The organism is Klebsiella sp. HMSC16C06 (assembly GCF_001808325.1).
In the GTDB taxonomy this organism is placed as follows: Bacteria; Pseudomonadota; Gammaproteobacteria; order Enterobacterales; family Enterobacteriaceae; genus Klebsiella; species Klebsiella variicola.
Window position 1 is genome coordinate 17,479 of sequence record NZ_KV792999.1, and the last position, 16,861, is coordinate 34,339.

General features: G+C 53.2%; 13 protein-coding genes. 3 read left to right on the forward strand and 10 right to left on the reverse strand.

Features of this window, described 5'->3' with window-relative positions; all coding sequences use genetic code 11:
* Window positions 1–81 precede the first annotated feature (81 nt).
* From HMPREF3142_RS11210 to HMPREF3142_RS11220, 3 genes are all read left to right on the forward strand, one after another.
* On the forward strand, window positions 82–1,614 hold the full coding sequence (locus HMPREF3142_RS11210) for a sensor domain-containing diguanylate cyclase (protein WP_012543212.1): 1,533 nt from the start codon (window positions 82–84) through the stop codon (window positions 1,612–1,614).
* Between the two features lie 171 nt (window positions 1,615–1,785).
* Window positions 1,786–2,091 (forward strand): PTS sugar transporter subunit IIB, encoded by a 306-nt coding sequence (locus tag HMPREF3142_RS11215; RefSeq protein ID WP_002884150.1) that lies wholly within the window; start codon window positions 1,786–1,788, stop codon window positions 2,089–2,091.
* Between the two features lie 3 nt (window positions 2,092–2,094).
* Window positions 2,095–2,412 carry a PTS lactose/cellobiose transporter subunit IIA gene (locus HMPREF3142_RS11220; protein WP_008808002.1) on the forward strand — a complete coding sequence of 106 codons (318 nt, stop codon included), beginning with the start codon at window positions 2,095–2,097 and terminating at the stop codon, window positions 2,410–2,412.
* A 43-nt stretch (window positions 2,413–2,455) separates the two neighbouring features.
* Here HMPREF3142_RS11220 and dcuB read toward each other — a convergent pair whose 3' ends face one another.
* The 10 genes from dcuB to HMPREF3142_RS27795 all read right to left on the reverse strand — a co-directional run.
* Complete coding sequence (gene dcuB, locus HMPREF3142_RS11225; protein ID WP_008808003.1) at window positions 2,456–3,796, reverse strand: anaerobic C4-dicarboxylate transporter DcuB; 1,341 nt, start codon at window positions 3,794–3,796, stop codon at window positions 2,456–2,458.
* A gap of 400 nt (window positions 3,797–4,196) precedes the next feature.
* Window positions 4,197–8,420, reverse strand: coding sequence for a DNA-directed RNA polymerase subunit beta' (gene rpoC, locus HMPREF3142_RS11230; RefSeq protein WP_008808004.1), 4,224 nt, complete (start codon window positions 8,418–8,420; stop codon window positions 4,197–4,199).
* A 76-nt stretch (window positions 8,421–8,496) separates the two neighbouring features.
* The gene (rpoB, locus tag HMPREF3142_RS11235; protein WP_008808005.1) at window positions 8,497–12,525 is read right to left on the reverse strand and encodes a DNA-directed RNA polymerase subunit beta; all 4,029 of its coding nucleotides are present in this window, start codon (window positions 12,523–12,525) and stop codon (window positions 8,497–8,499) included.
* A 324-nt stretch (window positions 12,526–12,849) separates the two neighbouring features.
* A complete protein-coding gene (rplL, locus tag HMPREF3142_RS11240) occupies window positions 12,850–13,215 on the reverse strand; it encodes a 50S ribosomal protein L7/L12 (protein ID WP_002884142.1) in 366 nt (121 codons plus the stop codon).
* 66 nt (window positions 13,216–13,281) lie between these two features.
* On the reverse strand, window positions 13,282–13,779 hold the full coding sequence (gene rplJ, locus HMPREF3142_RS11245) for a 50S ribosomal protein L10 (protein ID WP_001207203.1): 498 nt from the start codon (window positions 13,777–13,779) through the stop codon (window positions 13,282–13,284).
* A gap of 413 nt (window positions 13,780–14,192) precedes the next feature.
* Window positions 14,193–14,897: a 50S ribosomal protein L1 gene (gene rplA, locus HMPREF3142_RS11250; protein WP_008808006.1), complete on the reverse strand. Its 705-nt coding sequence runs from the start codon at window positions 14,895–14,897 to the stop codon at window positions 14,193–14,195.
* 3 nt (window positions 14,898–14,900) lie between these two features.
* On the reverse strand, window positions 14,901–15,329 hold the full coding sequence (gene rplK, locus HMPREF3142_RS11255) for a 50S ribosomal protein L11 (protein ID WP_008808007.1): 429 nt from the start codon (window positions 15,327–15,329) through the stop codon (window positions 14,901–14,903).
* A 156-nt stretch (window positions 15,330–15,485) separates the two neighbouring features.
* Complete coding sequence (gene nusG / locus HMPREF3142_RS11260) at window positions 15,486–16,031, reverse strand: transcription termination/antitermination protein NusG (RefSeq protein WP_007665882.1); 546 nt, start codon at window positions 16,029–16,031, stop codon at window positions 15,486–15,488.
* 1 nt (window position 16,032) lies between these two features.
* Window positions 16,033–16,416 carry a preprotein translocase subunit SecE gene (gene secE, locus HMPREF3142_RS11265; RefSeq protein ID WP_002883772.1) on the reverse strand — a complete coding sequence of 128 codons (384 nt, stop codon included), beginning with the start codon at window positions 16,414–16,416 and terminating at the stop codon, window positions 16,033–16,035.
* Window positions 16,417–16,754: 338 nt separating this feature from the next.
* On the reverse strand, window positions 16,755–16,861 hold a 107-nt coding region (locus HMPREF3142_RS27795; RefSeq protein WP_001691594.1), incomplete at its 5' end, for an EF-Tu C-terminal domain-related protein.

A 16,861-nucleotide genomic window follows, 5' to 3' on the forward strand; every position in this document is an offset into this window, starting at 1 on the left:
TTAACTGATTCGATCGGCAGGCTCGCTGACACAAGCTGCGTTCGGACCCTTGGTTTATACATCCGGGACGATTAACGATTCATGGCGCTACACAACAGAAAACTCTCTTTTACGACACCAATCGTCGTGGGGTTTGCCGGCATTTTGCTCAGTTTCATGCTGATTGCTACTTTTGTCACCCTGGCACAGCGGAAAGATTTTCTCGAAGATTATCACGATATTAACCGCAACTTTACCCACAACCTGGCCATCAACTATACGGAAACGCTGCTGCGGGAAAATGATTTTATCCTCGGCCGCGCGGCCACCTTCTTTGCCCGTAATGACGAACTGAACCGCGCGGTGAACGTTGATCCGGAGAAAGGGTTAACCACGCTAATGCAGTTACAGAACATGATGCCAAGCGTCTCATCCATCTCGCTGGCGGATACCGAGGGCCACTATCTGCGCGCCCCGGAAGTACTGAAAAATGAAGACAGCCTGGCTTTCGACCCCAAAACGCGGCCCTGGTTTATCAAACAGGCAGAAGCCAGCACCTTCAGCCACTACACCAGCCCGTATATGGACTTTTTCACCCACCATCCGACGATTACCATTTTCAAACCCATCATTACTCCGGAGGGTAAACTCAAGGGCAGCCTGGCTTTTCATCTAGATCTCACCTCCATGGGGTTCGCGCTACGGCAGATGGTCGCCCCCGTACAGGGGGAATTTTTTGTGGTGCAGCGGGATGGCAAAGTTGTCCTGCACTCCGACCCGGGCGCGCTGTTTAAACCCTTCGTCAGCGACGAACTGATGGATAAAATGACCAGCGGAGAGGGGCAGCTTTACGATGTCAGGAGCGATACCTGGTATTACTACTACTCCTTTACCAATCCCGACTGGTTCGTGATTTACCGTGTCGATAACGCCACCCTGATCAATCTGACGCGCCATGAGACAAACTTAGTGATCGGCGGTTTCTCACTCGCGGCGATTATCATCCTCTTGTTCGGCCTTTATCTGCGTCATGCTTCCCGTACCGTGCTGATGAATATCATCAATGCGATTAAAACCGGCGACGTCAAACGCGCTCCGCGCCTTGAGGCAATGCTGAGTAAAGCCATTGAAACCAACAAACAGCGTGAACTGACCTACGTTCGCCAGGCCACCATCGACGCCCTCACTGGCTGCAAAAACCGCCGCGCCTTCGACAGCGATATCGCCGCGCTGATGAACGATCACCAACCTTTCGCCCTTGCCCTGGTCGATATCGATAACTTCAAATCGATCAACGACACCTGGGGACACCTCAACGGCGATATCGTCCTGCGCAACGTCGCCCGCGAGGGGCTGCAGGTCCTCCAGCCGCTGGAGATTTCCCTTTATCGCTACGGCGGTGAAGAGTTCGCGGTGGTCTTTCCTGCCGAACACATCGATAACGCCCGAACGCTACTGGAAACATGGCGGGTCAACGTCGAACGGCGTACCTGGCGCGAAGATGGCCTGACGGTCACCTTTAGCGCCGGACTGGGGGAATGGAATATGGAGCCGCTGGATAAGCTGGTGGTGAGCGTCGATGAGGCACTTTATAAAGCCAAGCAACAAGGTAAAAACCGCATCCTCCGCGCGTGAGACAACAGGACGCGGCCGCCCACTTCGGTGGGCTTTTTTATTTTTATCGGCAAAAATGAAACCGGTTTCAATTTTTGTGTGATGACTTACACACAATCACGGTAAAGCGGTTGTCGCATCGCCAGGGCCGCGATAAAGATAAGACATCACGGAACACAAGGGCCACTGACTATGAAGAATATCGTTTTGTGCTGTGCCGCCGGTATGTCCACCAGCATGCTGGTTCAGCGTATGCAAGATGCCGCGCAGAAAAAAGGTGTTGAGGTTTCTATCAAGGCCGTCCCGGTCGCCGAGTTTAAAGATAACCTGGCCGCCGCCGACATTATTTTACTCGGCCCGCAGGTGAAATATGAGCAGGCGAAACTGCAGGCGCTGGCCGATCCATTCGGCAAGAAAGTCGCGGTGATCGATATGATGGACTACGGCATGATGAAAGGCGATGCCGTTCTGGATAAAGCCCTGAAGATGCTGGAGTAATCGATGGAAGATTTAGAAACGATCATCATGGAGCTGTTGGTTAATGCCGGTTCCGCACGTAGCGCGGCGCTCACTGCTCTCCAGTTAGCACGGAAAGGTGACTTTGCGGCAGCCGAGCAGGCCATGGCCGAGTCCCATGAGTTCGTCAAACATGCGCATAAAATCCAGACCCAGCTCATCGGCCTGGATGAAGGCACCGGTAAGCTGCCGGTCAACCTGATCACCGTTCACTCTCAGGACCACCTGATGAACGCCATGGTCATTCAGGATCTGGCGACCGATATGATTGAACTCTATCGTCGTCTGCCGCTCGCGCAGTAATCTCGCGGATTTAACGGGCGCCGCTGCCGGCGCCCGTCCCCTCTCAAAGAAAACCATACATCGCGGCGAATACCCAGCCAAACACGCAGGAGACACCGACGCCGATGAGCCCGGGCAGGATGAAGCTATGGTTAATGACAAAGCGGCCGATATGGGTGGTCCCTGAGCGGTCGAACTGGATCGCCGCCAGATCGCTTGGGTAGGTCGGCAGAATATAGTAGCCATAGCAGGCCGGCGCGGAAGCCACGATATAGGCCGGGTCGACGCCGATGGCCAGCGCCACCGGAACAATCGCCGCCAGCGCTGCCGCCTGAGAGTTCACAAACTTCGAAACCAGCAGCAGTACGATGGCGTAAGCCCACGGGTACTCCTTCACCATCTCCCCGAGCACACCTTTAATCTCGGTCATATGCGCGCCGAACATAGTTTCCGCCATCCACGCGATGCCGTATACCGCGACGATAGCGATCATTCCCGAACGGAAAACCTCATTTTTAGAAATCGACGCCGGGTTGGTTTTGGTAATGATGATGATCAATGCCCCGGAGAGCAGCATGAACATCTGGATCACCAGCACCATCGACAGCGGCTTACCGTCGAAGGCCGGACGCAGTTCGGAAAACGCGCCGAGTAAGGCCACCACGGCGATGGAAGCAAGGAAGATCCACATCGCAATCCAGTTGCTGGTCGGCAGCTTTTTATCCAGCAGCGTCGCCGTATCGCCATAGACGTAATGGCGATTTTCCGGTACCGCAATAAACGCCTGGAAGGCTTCGTCTTTATCCAGATCTTTGCCACGGAACCAGCTGAAGATACCAATCGCCAGGATCCCCAGCAGCGTGGACGGAATGGTTATCGCCAGCAGGTCGAGAAATTCCAGGTGTTTACCGTTAAAGGTAAAATTCCCCAGCATCGCCACCAGCGACACCACCGCTACCGAGACCGGGCTGGCGATGATCCCCATCTGGGCACCTATGGAGCTGGCCGCCATCGGACGCTCCGGACGAATGTTATTCTTAATGGCGACATCGTAGATAATCGGCAGGATCGTGTACACCACGTGTCCGGTACCGCAGAGAATGGTCAGCGTGCAGGTGACGAAAGGCGCGACGATTGAAACATATTTCGGGTTGCGCCGCAGCAGCTTCTCGGCAATCTGTAACATAACATCCAGCCCGCCCGACGCCTGTAGCGTCGCCGAAGCGGCCACAACGGCAATGATGACTAACATCACATCAACCGGCGGTTTACCCGGCTGGAGATGGAACACAAAAACAAGGATAACCAAACCGATGCCGCCCAACAGGCCCAGCGCAATACCGCCTTTTCGGGCACCATAAAACAGACAAATTAAGATAATAATGAGTTGTATCGCAAATTCCATGCAGCCCCCAGAGTCTGTCCACTCAGACCAAAAGAAATGACCAACACCTGCCTGCCGGTATTATTTCTGCGTCTTATCGGGAGAAGCATGAGATGCGGCGATCCCTCTCCAGAGCCGTAGCTCCGAAGATAAAGCAGCAGAAGTAATCCCATGATTCATTAGGTATTTTGAATATATCGCCTTTGAATTGATTGTTTTTTGATATGAGTAGAACTTTTACCCATAGATAAACAAAGGTTTTTCCAGTGAACGGGGGATGAATATTTTATATGAATTAATTGCTAAAAATATGCGGCGTTAATATGTCGTAAATGTAATTAAAGAAGAGGGTGAGGCGGCGGACAAACAATAAAAAAGCCGGTCAGGAAACCTGACCGGCTTTTTAGCAGTGCATCAACGATTAATCGTTGTCAGAACCGCCCAGGCCTGCGTTCAGCAGTTCTGCCAGGTTGGCAGACGCTTCTTCTACGCTCACCTGCGGGGCAGCTGGCTGTTCGCCCGCTGCGCGACGGCGCATACGATCCTGGTGGTACGCATAACCGGTACCCGCCGGGATCAGACGACCCACGATGACGTTCTCTTTCAGACCGCGCAGTTCGTCGCGTTTGCCCGCAACGGCTGCTTCGGTCAGCACGCGAGTGGTCTCCTGGAACGAGGCCGCGGAGATGAAGGACTCGGTTGCCAGAGACGCTTTGGTGATACCCAGCAGGTCGCGGGAATAGGTTGCCGCCACTTTGCCATTCGCTTCAAGCTCGCGGTTAGCGATCTTAACGCGGGAGTATTCAACCTGCTCGCCTTCGAGGAAGTCGGAGCTACCAGCACTTTCGATGGTCGCTTTACGCAGCATCTGACGAACGATAACTTCAATGTGCTTATCGTTAATCTTAACGCCTTGCAGACGGTAAACGTCCTGCACTTCGTTGGTGATGTAACGCGTTACCGCGTGCACGCCACGAAGACGCAGAATGTCGTGCGGTGCTTCCGGACCGTCGGAAACCACGTCACCACGTTCTACACGTTCACCTTCGAACACGTTCAGCTGACGCCATTTCGGAATCATCTCTTCGTACGGTTCGCTACCGTCTACCGGGGTGATAACCAGACGACGTTTCCCTTTGGTTTCTTTACCGAAGGAAATGATGCCGCTGATTTCAGCCAGGATTGCCGGCTCTTTCGGACGACGTGCTTCGAACAGGTCCGCAACGCGCGGCAGACCACCGGTGATGTCCTTGGTACCGCCGGATTCCTGCGGAACACGCGCCAGGGTGTCACCAGAGCTGATCTGTACGCCATCTTCCAGCTGAACAATCGCTTTACCCGGCAGGAAGTACTGAGCAGGCATATCGGTGCCTGGGATCAGAACGTCGTTGCCCTGAGCATCAACAATTTTCAGCGCCGGACGCAGATCTTTACCACCGGAGGTACGTTCTGCGGAATCCAGAACCACCAGCGAAGACAGACCGGTCAGCTCGTCGGTCTGACGAGTAATGGTCTGGCCGTCGATCATGTCAGTGAAGCGGACGAAACCACTCACTTCGGTGATAACCGGCATGGTATGCGGATCCCAGTTTGCAACGGTTTCACCGCCGGCAACCTGTTCGCCATCGCCTTTCGCCATAACGGAGCCGTAAGGCACTTTATAGCTTTCTTTGGTACGACCGAATTCGTCGATCAGTTTCAGCTCGGTGTTACGCGAGGTGATAACCAGTTTACCGCTGGAGTTCACAACCGACTTCGCGTTGCTCAGACGGATGCTACCTTTGTTTTTCACCTGGATGCTGGATTCAGCAGCCGCACGAGATGCCGCACCACCGATGTGGAACGTACGCATCGTCAGCTGTGTACCCGGCTCACCGATGGACTGTGCCGCGATAACGCCGATAGCCTCACCTTTGTTGATGAGGTGGCCACGCGCCAGGTCACGACCATAGCAGTGCGCACATACACCAAAGTCGGTGTCACAGGATACAACGGAACGAACTTTGACGGAGTCAACGGAGTTCTCTTCCAGCAGGTCACACCAGTGCTCATGCAGCAGCGTGTTGCGTGGAACCAGAATGTCCGCGGTACCCGGCTTCAGAACGTCTTCAGCAGTCACACGACCCAGTACGCGATCGCGCAGCGGCTCTTTAACGTCGCCACCTTCGATAACCGGCGTCATGGTGATGCCTTCCAGGGTGCCGCAGTCGTCTTCAGTGACGACCAGGTCCTGGGCAACGTCAACCAGACGACGAGTCAGGTAACCGGAGTTCGCTGTCTTCAGTGCGGTATCCGCCAGACCTTTACGCGCACCGTGGGTGGAGATGAAGTACTGGAGTACGTTCAGACCTTCACGGAAGTTCGCGGTGATCGGCGTTTCGATGATCGAGCCATCCGGCTTCGCCATCAGACCACGCATACCAGCCAGCTGACGAATCTGTGCCGCAGAACCACGCGCACCGGAGTCGGCCATCATGTAGATGCTGTTGAAGGAAACCTGCTGCTCTTCCTGACCGTCACGGTTAATCACGGTTTCGGTTTGCAGGTTATCCATCATCGCTTTGGATACACGATCGTTCGCCGCAGCCCAGATATCGATAACTTTGTTGTAGCGCTCGCCCGCGGTGACCAGACCAGACTGGAACTGTTCCTGAATCTCAGCAACTTCCGCTTCCGCTTCGCTGATGATTTCGTATTTTTTCTCCGGGATGACCATGTCATCGATACCAACGGATGCACCTGAACGCGCTGCATAAGCAAAGCCGGTGTACATCGTCTGGTCCGCAAAAATAACGGTCGGTTTCAGGCCCAGAATACGGTAACAGGTGTTCAGCATCTTGGAGATCGCTTTCTTACCGAGCGCCTGGTTCACGATAGAGAACGGCAGACCTTTCGGTACGATCATCCACAGAATGGCACGGCCAACGGTCGTGTCTTTCAGGCTAGTCTTCGCGACGAATTCACCATTCTCGTCTTTTTCGTATTCAGTGATACGCACTTTAACGCGCGCATGCAGAGAGGCCAGACCGGCGCGATAAATACGCTCCGCTTCTTTCGGGCCAGTCAGCACCATGCCTTCGCCTTTGGCGTTAACACAGTCACGGGTCATGTAGTACAGACCCAGTACAACGTCCTGAGACGGAACGATGATTGGTTCGCCGTTCGCCGGGGACAGGATGTTGTTGGTAGACATCATCAGCGCACGCGCTTCCAGCTGGGCTTCCAGCGTCAGCGGTACGTGAACAGCCATCTGGTCACCATCGAAGTCGGCGTTATAGGCCGCACAAACCAGCGGGTGCAGCTGAATAGCTTTACCTTCGATCAGAACCGGTTCGAATGCCTGGATACCTAAACGGTGCAGCGTTGGCGCACGGTTCAGCAGTACCGGGTGTTCGCGGATAACTTCGTCCAGGATATCCCAAACGACGGCTTCTTCGCGCTCAACCATTTTCTTAGCGGCTTTGATGGTGGTGGCCAGGCCACGCAGTTCCAGCTTGCCGTAGATGAACGGTTTGAACAGCTCCAGCGCCATTTTCTTCGGCAGACCGCACTGATGCAGACGCAGGTATGGACCTACGGTGATAACAGAACGACCGGAGTAGTCAACACGCTTACCGAGCAGGTTCTGACGGAAACGACCCTGTTTACCTTTGATCATATCGGCCAAAGATTTCAGAGGACGTTTGTTAGAACCGGTGATCGCACGACCGCGACGGCCGTTATCCAGCAGGGCGTCAACCGCTTCCTGCAGCATACGTTTTTCGTTGCGTACGATGATGTCCGGCGCAGCCAGATCCAGCAGACGTTTCAGACGGTTGTTACGGTTAATGACGCGACGATACAGATCGTTCAGGTCAGAAGTCGCAAAACGGCCGCCATCGAGCGGAACCAGCGGACGCAGATCTGGCGGCAGAACCGGCAGAACGGTCAGGATCATCCATTCCGGCTTGTTGCCAGACTGAACGAACGCTTCCAGCAGCTTAATGCGCTTGGTCAGCTTTTTACGCTTGGTTTCGGAGTTGGTTTCGTTCAGCTCTTCACGCAGCTGTTCGCATTCCTGCTCCAGATCCATATTGCGCAGCAGCGCCTGGATCGCTTCCGCACCCATTTTCGCGTCGAATTCGTCACCGAACTCTTCCAGCGCATCCAGGTACTGCTCTTCAGTCAGAATCTGGTTGCGTTCGAGGTTGGTCATGCCACCTTCGATAACCACGTAGGATTCGAAGTACAGTACACGTTCGATATCGCGCAGCGGCATATCCAGCAGCAGGCCGATACGGGACGGCAGCGATTTCAGGAACCAGATGTGCGCCGTCGGGCATGCCAGCTCGATGTGGCCCATGCGCTCACGACGCACTTTAGTCTGGGTCACTTCAACGCCGCACTTCTCACAGATCACACCGCGGTGTTTCAGGCGCTTGTACTTACCGCACAGGCACTCATAGTCTTTTACTGGCCCGAAAATACGAGCACAGAACAGACCGTCACGCTCAGGCTTGAACGTACGGTAGTTAATGGTTTCCGGCTTTTTAACTTCACCGAAAGACCATGAACGGATCATGTCTGGCGATGCCAGAGCAATTTTGATCGCATCAAACTCTTCGGTTTTAGTTTGCGCTTTCAGAAACTTTAATAAGTCTTTCACGGATTTGCTCCCGTCGGAGTTAGCACAATCTGGCGCCGGGTTTTATCCCGGCACCAGTGACCTGTTTGAGCGAGAGTTACTCGTCTTCCAGTTCGATGTTGATGCCCAGCGAGCGGATTTCTTTCAACAGTACGTTGAAGGACTCCGGCATGCCCGGTTCCATCTGGTGGTTGCCGTCCACGATGTTTTTATACATCTTGGTACGACCGTTCACGTCATCAGACTTAACGGTGAGCATTTCCTGCAGGGTGTAGGCCGCGCCATAAGCTTCCAGCGCCCACACTTCCATCTCACCGAAGCGCTGACCACCGAACTGCGCCTTACCACCCAGCGGCTGCTGAGTAACCAGGCTGTAGGAACCGGTGGAACGAGCGTGCATTTTGTCGTCGACCAGGTGGTTCAGTTTCAGCATGTACATGTAACCCACGGTTACCGGACGTTCGAACTGTTCACCGGTGCGGCCGTCAAACAGGGTGATCTGACCGGAAGTCGGCAGGTCGCCCAGCTGCAGCAGCTCTTTGATTTCAGCTTCTTTCGCACCGTCGAATACCGGCGTTGCGATCGGCATGCCTTTACGCAGGTTTTCAGCCAGACGCAGAACTTCTTCATCGCTGAAGGTATTCAGGTCAACTTTCTGGCGAACGTCAGCGCCCAGATCGTAAGCACGCTGGATGAATTCGCGCAGTTTCGCGACTTCTTGCTGCTGTTTCAGCATGGCGTTGATCTTATCGCCGATGCCTTTCGCAGCCATACCCAGGTGAGTTTCCAGGATCTGACCGATGTTCATACGAGACGGTACGCCCAGCGGGTTCAGTACGATATCTACCGGCGTACCGTTAGCATCGTGCGGCATATCTTCGATCGGGTTGATCTTAGAGATAACACCTTTGTTACCGTGACGGCCTGCCATCTTATCACCAGGCTGGATACGGCGTTTAACGGCCAGGTATACCTTAACAATCTTCAGCACACCCGGTGCCAGATCGTCGCCTTGGGTGATTTTACGGCGTTTCGCTTCGAGTTTTTTCTCGAACTCGTGTTTCAGTTCGTCATACTGCTCAGCCAGTTGCTCCAGCTGATTCTGTTTCTCTTCGTCGGTCAGGCCCAGTTCCAGCCAGCGATCGCGCGGCAGTTTGTCGAGCTTCTCAGCTTCAACGCCACCGGAGACCAGCACCGCGTAGATACGACTGAACAGACCGGCTTCGAGGATCTGCAGTTCTTCAGACAGGTCTTTCTTCGCCTGCTTCAGCTGCATCTCTTCGATTTCCAGCGCACGTTTGTCTTTTTCTACGCCATCACGGGTAAAGACCTGAACGTCGATAACGGTACCAGAGACACCGTTCGGTACGCGCAGAGAAGAGTCTTTAACGTCAGACGCTTTCTCACCGAAGATCGCACGCAGCAGTTTCTCTTCCGGCGTCAGCTGGGTTTCACCTTTCGGCGTTACCTTACCAACCAGAATGTCGCCGCCGGTCACTTCCGCGCCGATATAAACGATACCGGACTCATCCAGTTTAGAGAGCGCAGCTTCACCCACGTTCGGGATGTCAGCGGTGATCTCTTCCGGCCCCAGCTTGGTGTCACGGGACACGCACGCCAGTTCCTGAATGTGGATGGTGGTGAAACGGTCTTCCTGAACAACACGCTCGGAGACGAGGATGGAGTCTTCGAAGTTGTAGCCGTTCCACGGCATGAACGCTACGCGCATGTTCTGACCCAGCGCCAGTTCACCAAGGTCGGTGGACGGGCCGTCGGCCAGCACGTCGCCGCGCTCAATGGGTTCGCCCAGGGACACGCAAGGCATCTGGTTGATGCAGGTGTTCTGGTTAGAACGGGTGTACTTGGTCAGGTTATAGATGTCGATACCTGCTTCGCCCGGGTACATCTCGTCTTCGTTAACTTTGATAACAATACGGGAAGCATCCACGTACTGAACGGTACCGCCACGTTTAGCCACCGCAGTAACACCGGAGTCAACGGCAACAGCACGTTCCATACCGGTACCAACCAGCGGCTTATCAGCGCGCAGAGTCGGAACCGCCTGACGTTGCATGTTCGCACCCATCAATGCACGGTTGGCGTCATCGTGCTCCAGGAACGGGATCAGGGACGCACCGACGGATACCACCTGCTGGGTGGATACGTCCATGTAGTCAACCTGGTCGCGGCTGAACAAGCTGGATTCGCCTTTGCTACGGCAGGTAACCAGATCTTCTACGAAGTGGCCGTTTTCGTCCAGGTTGGAGTTCGCCTGAGCAATAACGTAGTTGCCTTCTTCGATAGCAGACAGGTAGTGAATTTCATCGGTAACCACACCGTCGGTCACTTTACGATACGGGGTCTCAAGGAAACCGTATTCGTTAGTCTGTGCGTACACGGACAGGGAGTTGATCAGACCGATGTTCGGACCTTCAGGCGTTTCGATTGGACATACGCGACCGTAGTGCGTCGGGTGTACGTCTCGAACTTCGAAGCCTGCGCGTTCACGGGTCAGACCGCCTGGGCCGAGTGCGGAGATACGACGTTTGTGCGTAATCTCAGACAGCGGGTTGTTCTGGTCCATAAACTGGGACAGCTGGCTGGAACCAAAGAACTCTTTCACTGCTGCGGAAATCGGCTTGGCGTTGATCATATCCTGAGGCATCAGGGTATCCAGATCGCCCAGAGACAGACGCTCTTTAACCGCACGCTCTACACGTACCAGGCCAACGCGGAACTGGTTTTCCGCCATTTCGCCAACGGAACGGATACGACGGTTGCCGAGGTGGTCGATATCATCGACTTCGCCTTTACCGTTACGGATATCGATGAGCTTCTTCATCACTTCAATGATGTCGTCTTTGCTCAGGATACCGGAACCTTCGATTTCGTCGCGCAGCAGAGAACGGTTGAACTTCATACGACCAACCGCGGACAGATCGTAGCGGTCTTCGGAGAAGAACAGGTTCTCAAACAGGCTTTCAGCCGCTTCGCGAGTCGGCGGCTCACCCGGGCGCATCATGCGGTAGATTTCTACCAGCGCGCTCAGACGATCGTTGGTCGGGTCGACGCGTACCGTTTCAGAAATGTACGGACCGTGGTCCAGATCGTTGGTGAACAGCGTTTCGATACGCTTGTGGCCGGACTGGCTCAGTTTAGCCAGCAGATCCAGGCTCAGCTCCATGTTCGCCGGGCAGATCAGTTCGCCAGTCGCTTCGTCGATGTAGTCTTTAGAAGCAACTTTACCCGCGATGTACTCAACCGGAACTTCGATATGTTTGATATCGTCTTTTTCCAGCTGGCGAATGTGGCGCGCAGTAATACGACGGCCTTTCTCAACGTACACTTTACCGTTGGCTTCGATATCGAAGGAGGCGGTTTCACCGCGCAGACGCTCCGGTACCAGCTCCATCTGCAGCTTGTTGTCGCGAATTTCAAAGACCACTTTCTCGAAGAACAGGTCAAGGATCTGCTCAGTGGTGTAATTCAGCGCGCGCAGAATGATGGTTGCCGGCAGTTTACGACGACGGTCGATACGAACGAACAGGTTGTCTTTCGGGTCGAATTCGAAGTCCAGCCAGGAACCGCGGTAAGGGATGATACGTGCGTTATACAGGACCTTACCGGAGGAGTGGGTCTTACCTTTGTCACTGTCAAAGAAGACGCCCGGGCTACGGTGCAGCTGAGAAACGATAACACGCTCGGTACCGTTGATAACAAAGGTACCGTTGTCGGTCATGAGCGGAATTTCGCCCATGTAGACTTCTTGTTCTTTGATGTCTTTAACGGTGCCTTCCGGCGCTTCGCGCTCGTAGATCACCAGACGCAGTTTTACGCGCAGCGGTGCAGAATAAGTTACGCCACGGATCTGACATTCTTTAACATCAAAAACAGGTTCGCCCAGACGGTAGCTGACGTATTGCAGCTCTGAATTACCGCTGTAGCTCTGAATCGGGAATACGGAACGGAAGGCTGCTTCCAGACCATACTGCCCTTCAGGATCTTGCTCGATAAACTTCTGGAACGAATCAAGCTGGATAGAAAGGAGATAAGGTATGTCCAGAACTTGTGGACGTTTACCAAAATCCTTACGAATACGTTTTTTCTCGGTATAGGAGTAAACCATAGGGTTCCTCAGCTCGCTGACAAGTCGACCCGTCTGCCTAAGTAAGGCAGTTTTTTATGCAACACTATTTTGTTGACCGGAAAATGGAACACTTTCCGCAATACCTGTTGCTATCACGCTTAAACCATTTCGTTGCGATTTACACAGCCCAGGAACCCTAACCTGTCGCAGTATATTAAGTCGTCGATAGAAACAAGCATTGTCAGGCAAACCAGCAGTCAAACAGTGTGAAATGCTACTGGCGCCTTACAGCGCAAAAAGGCTGGTGACTAAAAAGTCACCAGCCTCAGCCTGATTTCTCAGGCTGCAACCGGAAGGGTTGGCTTATTTAACTTCAACTTCAGCGCCAGCTTCTTCCAGAGATTTTTTCAGAGCTTCAGCGTCGTCTTTGCTGATGCCTTCTTTCAGTGCAGCCGGAGCAGATTCTACCAGGTCTTTAGCTTCTTTCAGACCCAGGCCAGTTGCGCCACGTACTGCTTTGATAACAGCAACTTTGTTAGCGCCAGCAGCTTTCAGAATTACGTCGAATTCAGTTTTTTCTTCAGCAGCTTCAACCGGGCCAGCAGCTACAGCTACAGCAGCAGCAGCGGAAACACCGAATTTTTCTTCCATTGCAGAGATCAGCTCAACAACGTCCATTACGGACATAGCGGATACTGCTTCAATGATTTGATCTTTAGTGATAGACATTTAAATTGTTCCTGAATATCAGAATAAGTTTATACGTAAGCGAATGCTTTATAAAGATAACTGCGATTAAGCAGCTTCTTTCGCATCGCGTACAGCAGCCAGAGTACGAACCAGTTTGCCAGCCGAAGCTTCTTTCATGGTTGCCATCAGGCGTGCAATTGCTTCTTCGTAGGTCGGCAGAGTTGCCAGGCGGTCGATCTGCGACGCCGGGATCAGCTCACCTTCAAAGGCAGCGGCTTTGACCTCAAATTTTGCATTCGCTTTCGCGAACTCTTTGAACAGACGAGCAGCAGCGCCCGGGTGTTCCATAGAGTATGCAATCAGGGTCGGACCAACAAACGTGTCTTTCAGGCACTCGAACTGAGTACCTTCAACGACGCGGCGCAGCAGGGTGTTACGAACAACACGCATGTATACGCCAGCTTCACGACCTGCTTTACGCAGTTCAGTCATTTTATCTACAGTTACGCCACGGGAATCCGCAACTACTGCAGACAGCGCGCCTTTGGCTACTTCGCTGACTTCAGCAACAATCGCTTGTTTGTCTTGAAGATTTAAAGCCATTAGCTTTGCTCCTGGATGTTTGCCAGAGCTTATGCTCTGGAACTCACTTCACTCAATTCAACGAAAAGAGCGTCTAAATACGGTGAGCAGAAACAAGCCAGAGTATCCAAAAATAATCTTAGCGTTCTGTCACCGTCTACGCAGGGGATTAAGTTTCTTGCGAAACACCTGCGGTCTTCGACGGAGGCCTGGATAGGCCAGGCTCCAACGAACAAATTCTTCCTATGACTTCGTCCTTCGAACCGCAGCGGCGTTAGCTGCTCTCGTTCACACCGGTCATGTAGTTAACTACACTCCCGGTGATTCACTCGATTGCTGCATTGCTGCAATTCAAATGACTCGCATAGCGTCTGTCTTATTGACAGAATCGTGGGGGTAAGATTGTAGACAAAATCACCGCCCACGTAAAGGCATTAGTTTGCAGAAGCGTTCAGGCCAGCCTGATCTACTGCAACACCTGCACCCATGGTGGTGGAGATGCTAACTTTCTTGATGTACACGCCTTTCGCCTGAGTCGGTTTTGCTTTTTTCAGCGCAACCAGCAGAGCTTCCAGGTTTTCTTTCAGTTTGTCAGCGTCAAAGTCCACTTTACCGATGGTGGTGTGGATGATGCCGTTTTTGTCGTTACGATAACGAACCTGACCTGCTTTAGCGTTCTTAACCGCTTCAGCAACGTTAGGGGTTACGGTACCCACTTTCGGGTTTGGCATCAGGCCGCGCGGACCCAGAACCTGGCCCAGCTGGCCAACAACGCGCATTGCATCCGGGGAAGCAATAACAACGTCAAAGTTCATTTCGCCTTTCTTGATCTGGTCAGCCAGATCTTCCATACCTACCAGCTCAGCGCCTGCAGCTTTAGCAGCTTCAGCGTTTGCGCCCTGGGCAAATACGGCAACGCGAACAGAACGGCCAGTACCGTGCGGCAGTACAGTTGCACCACGTACGTTCTGGTCAGATTTACGAGCATCGATGCCCAGGTTTACAGCAACGTCAACGCTTTCAACGAACTTAGCAGTAGCCAGTTCTTTCAGCAGAGAGATGGCTTCGTTGATGTCATACTGTTTAGTTGCATCAACTTTGTCACGGATCACGGACATGCGCTTGGTCAGTTTAGCCATTTCTTAGTCCTCCACTACCAGGCCCATGGAACGTGCAGTACCTTCGATGGAGCGAGTCATCGCTTCAATGTCGGCACCAGTCATGTCGGCAGCTTTGGTCTGCGCGATTTCCTGCAGCTGAGCGCGGGAAATTTTACCCACTTTATCTTTGTTCGGCTTACCAGAGCCGGACTTGATACCAGCCGCTTTTTTCAGCAGAACTGCTGCCGGCGGGGTTTTGGTAACGAAAGTGAAAGAACGGTCAGCGTAAACGGTGATAACAACCGGGATTGGCAGACCTTTTTCCATGGATTCAGTTTTTGCGTTGAACGCTTTGCAGAATTCCATGATGTTAACGCCCTGCTGACCCAGTGCTGGACCAACCGGCGGACTCGGGTTTGCCATACCAGCTGCAACCTGCAGCTTGACGTAGGCTTGTACTTTCTTAGCCATTCTTAAATCCTCAAATTGGGTATTAACGCTTCAGAGAAGCTCCCCGTGATTAAACATCGTTTTACGGGCCAGGCCCATAAAAACAAAAGGCGCGAAATTGTATGCCAATTTCGCGCCCTATGCAACGATTAAATCGCTGCTTTTTTGATCGCCGGCTTACGCCTTCTCAACCTGACCGAAGTCCAGTTCTACCGGCGTCGCACGACCGAAGATAGAAACAGAAACTTTCAGGCGGGACTTCTCATAGTCCACTTCTTCAACGACGCCGTTAAAGTCAGCGAACGGACCATCGTTGACACGAACCATTTCGCCCGGCTCAAACAGCGTTTTCGGACGCGGCTTATCGCCAACCTGCTGCAGGCGGTTCATGATGGCATCGACTTCTTTGTCGCTGATCGGCGCCGGACGGTCGGAAGTACCGCCGATGAAGCCCATCACACGCGGTACGCTGCGCACCAGGTGCCAGCTCGCGTCGTTCATGACCATTTGAACCAGAACGTAGCCTGGGAAGAATTTACGTTCGCTTTTGCGACGCTGGCCGCCACGGATTTCAACCACTTCTTCGGTTGGAACCATGACTTCGCCAAACAACTCTTCCATGTTGTGTAATTTGATATGTTCACGCAGCGAAGTAGCTACGCGACCTTCAAAACCGGAAAACGCCTGAACGACGTACCAGCGCTTTTTAGGAGCTTCAGACATCTCAGAACCTCAGGCCAGTGATAAAGGAGACCAGGCGAACCAGAATACCATCCAGTCCCCATAGGATCAGTGACATTACTGCAGTCACGGCAGCAACAATCAGCGTAGTATGCAGCGTTTCCTGGCGAGTCGGCCAAATCACTTTACGCACTTCAGTTCGCGCTTCGCGAGCAAAAGCAACGGTCGCCTTACCTTTCGTCGTCAACAGCGCGACGCCACCGGCAGCAGCAATAAGAATAACCACGGCCAGCGCACGCACCGCCAGCATAATGTCGCGATAAAGGAAGTTGCCCACGATCGCCACGATCAGCAGCACGGCAACGATAATCCACTTCATCGCTTCCAGGCCGCGCCCGCTCCCTTGAGCTTCGGTATTCGCACTCATAAACCAACCTGTCAGAAGTATTCTACAAACAATTTCACCCCGCGGGGGCGAGGCGATCCAAACCGAAATTAAGTTTCGGATTATACACTGAACGCGTTCAAACTGCTTCAACGCTGGCGGTTCTGGCGCCTCTTCCCTGCTATTGCAAAGGAGAACGCTGACTTGCCGTCGCGCTACCGCTCGAATGGTTTGGTGTATAAACGCCCTCTTCAGAGCCTGTCTCAGCAATGATTATGACAAAAAAAATCACTGATGAGCCAGGTTCTGGTATGAAAGCGTGCAAAAAGGGCATCAAATGATGCCCTTTTATTGCGCATTGCGTCAAATGTTATCAGCGATTAGCCGAGAACTTTAGCAACCACGCCCGCGCCAACGGTACGACCGCCTTCACGGATTGCGAAACGCAGACCATCGTCCATCGCGATCGGGTGGATCAGGGTAACAA

Excerpts from the sequence above, each read along its gene's own strand:
- rplK (WP_008808007.1), bottom strand. The coding sequence starts at position 15,329 with ATGGCTAAGAAAGTACAAGCCTACGTCAAGCTGCAGGTTGCAGCTGGT.
- HMPREF3142_RS11210 (WP_012543212.1), top strand. The coding sequence starts at position 82 with ATGGCGCTACACAACAGAAAACTCTCTTTTACGACACCAATCGTCGTG.
- dcuB (WP_008808003.1), bottom strand. The coding sequence starts at position 3,796 with ATGGAATTTGCGATACAACTCATTATTATCTTAATTTGTCTGTTTTAT.
- nusG (WP_007665882.1), bottom strand. The coding sequence starts at position 16,031 with ATGTCTGAAGCTCCTAAAAAGCGCTGGTACGTCGTTCAGGCGTTTTCC.
- HMPREF3142_RS11215 (WP_002884150.1), top strand. The coding sequence starts at position 1,786 with ATGAAGAATATCGTTTTGTGCTGTGCCGCCGGTATGTCCACCAGCATG.
- rplJ (WP_001207203.1), bottom strand. The coding sequence starts at position 13,779 with ATGGCTTTAAATCTTCAAGACAAACAAGCGATTGTTGCTGAAGTCAGC.
- HMPREF3142_RS11220 (WP_008808002.1), top strand. The coding sequence starts at position 2,095 with ATGGAAGATTTAGAAACGATCATCATGGAGCTGTTGGTTAATGCCGGT.
- rplL (WP_002884142.1), bottom strand. The coding sequence starts at position 13,215 with ATGTCTATCACTAAAGATCAAATCATTGAAGCAGTATCCGCTATGTCC.
- rplA (WP_008808006.1), bottom strand. The coding sequence starts at position 14,897 with ATGGCTAAACTGACCAAGCGCATGTCCGTGATCCGTGACAAAGTTGAT.
- rpoB (WP_008808005.1), bottom strand. The coding sequence starts at position 12,525 with ATGGTTTACTCCTATACCGAGAAAAAACGTATTCGTAAGGATTTTGGT.
- secE (WP_002883772.1), bottom strand. The coding sequence starts at position 16,416 with ATGAGTGCGAATACCGAAGCTCAAGGGAGCGGGCGCGGCCTGGAAGCG.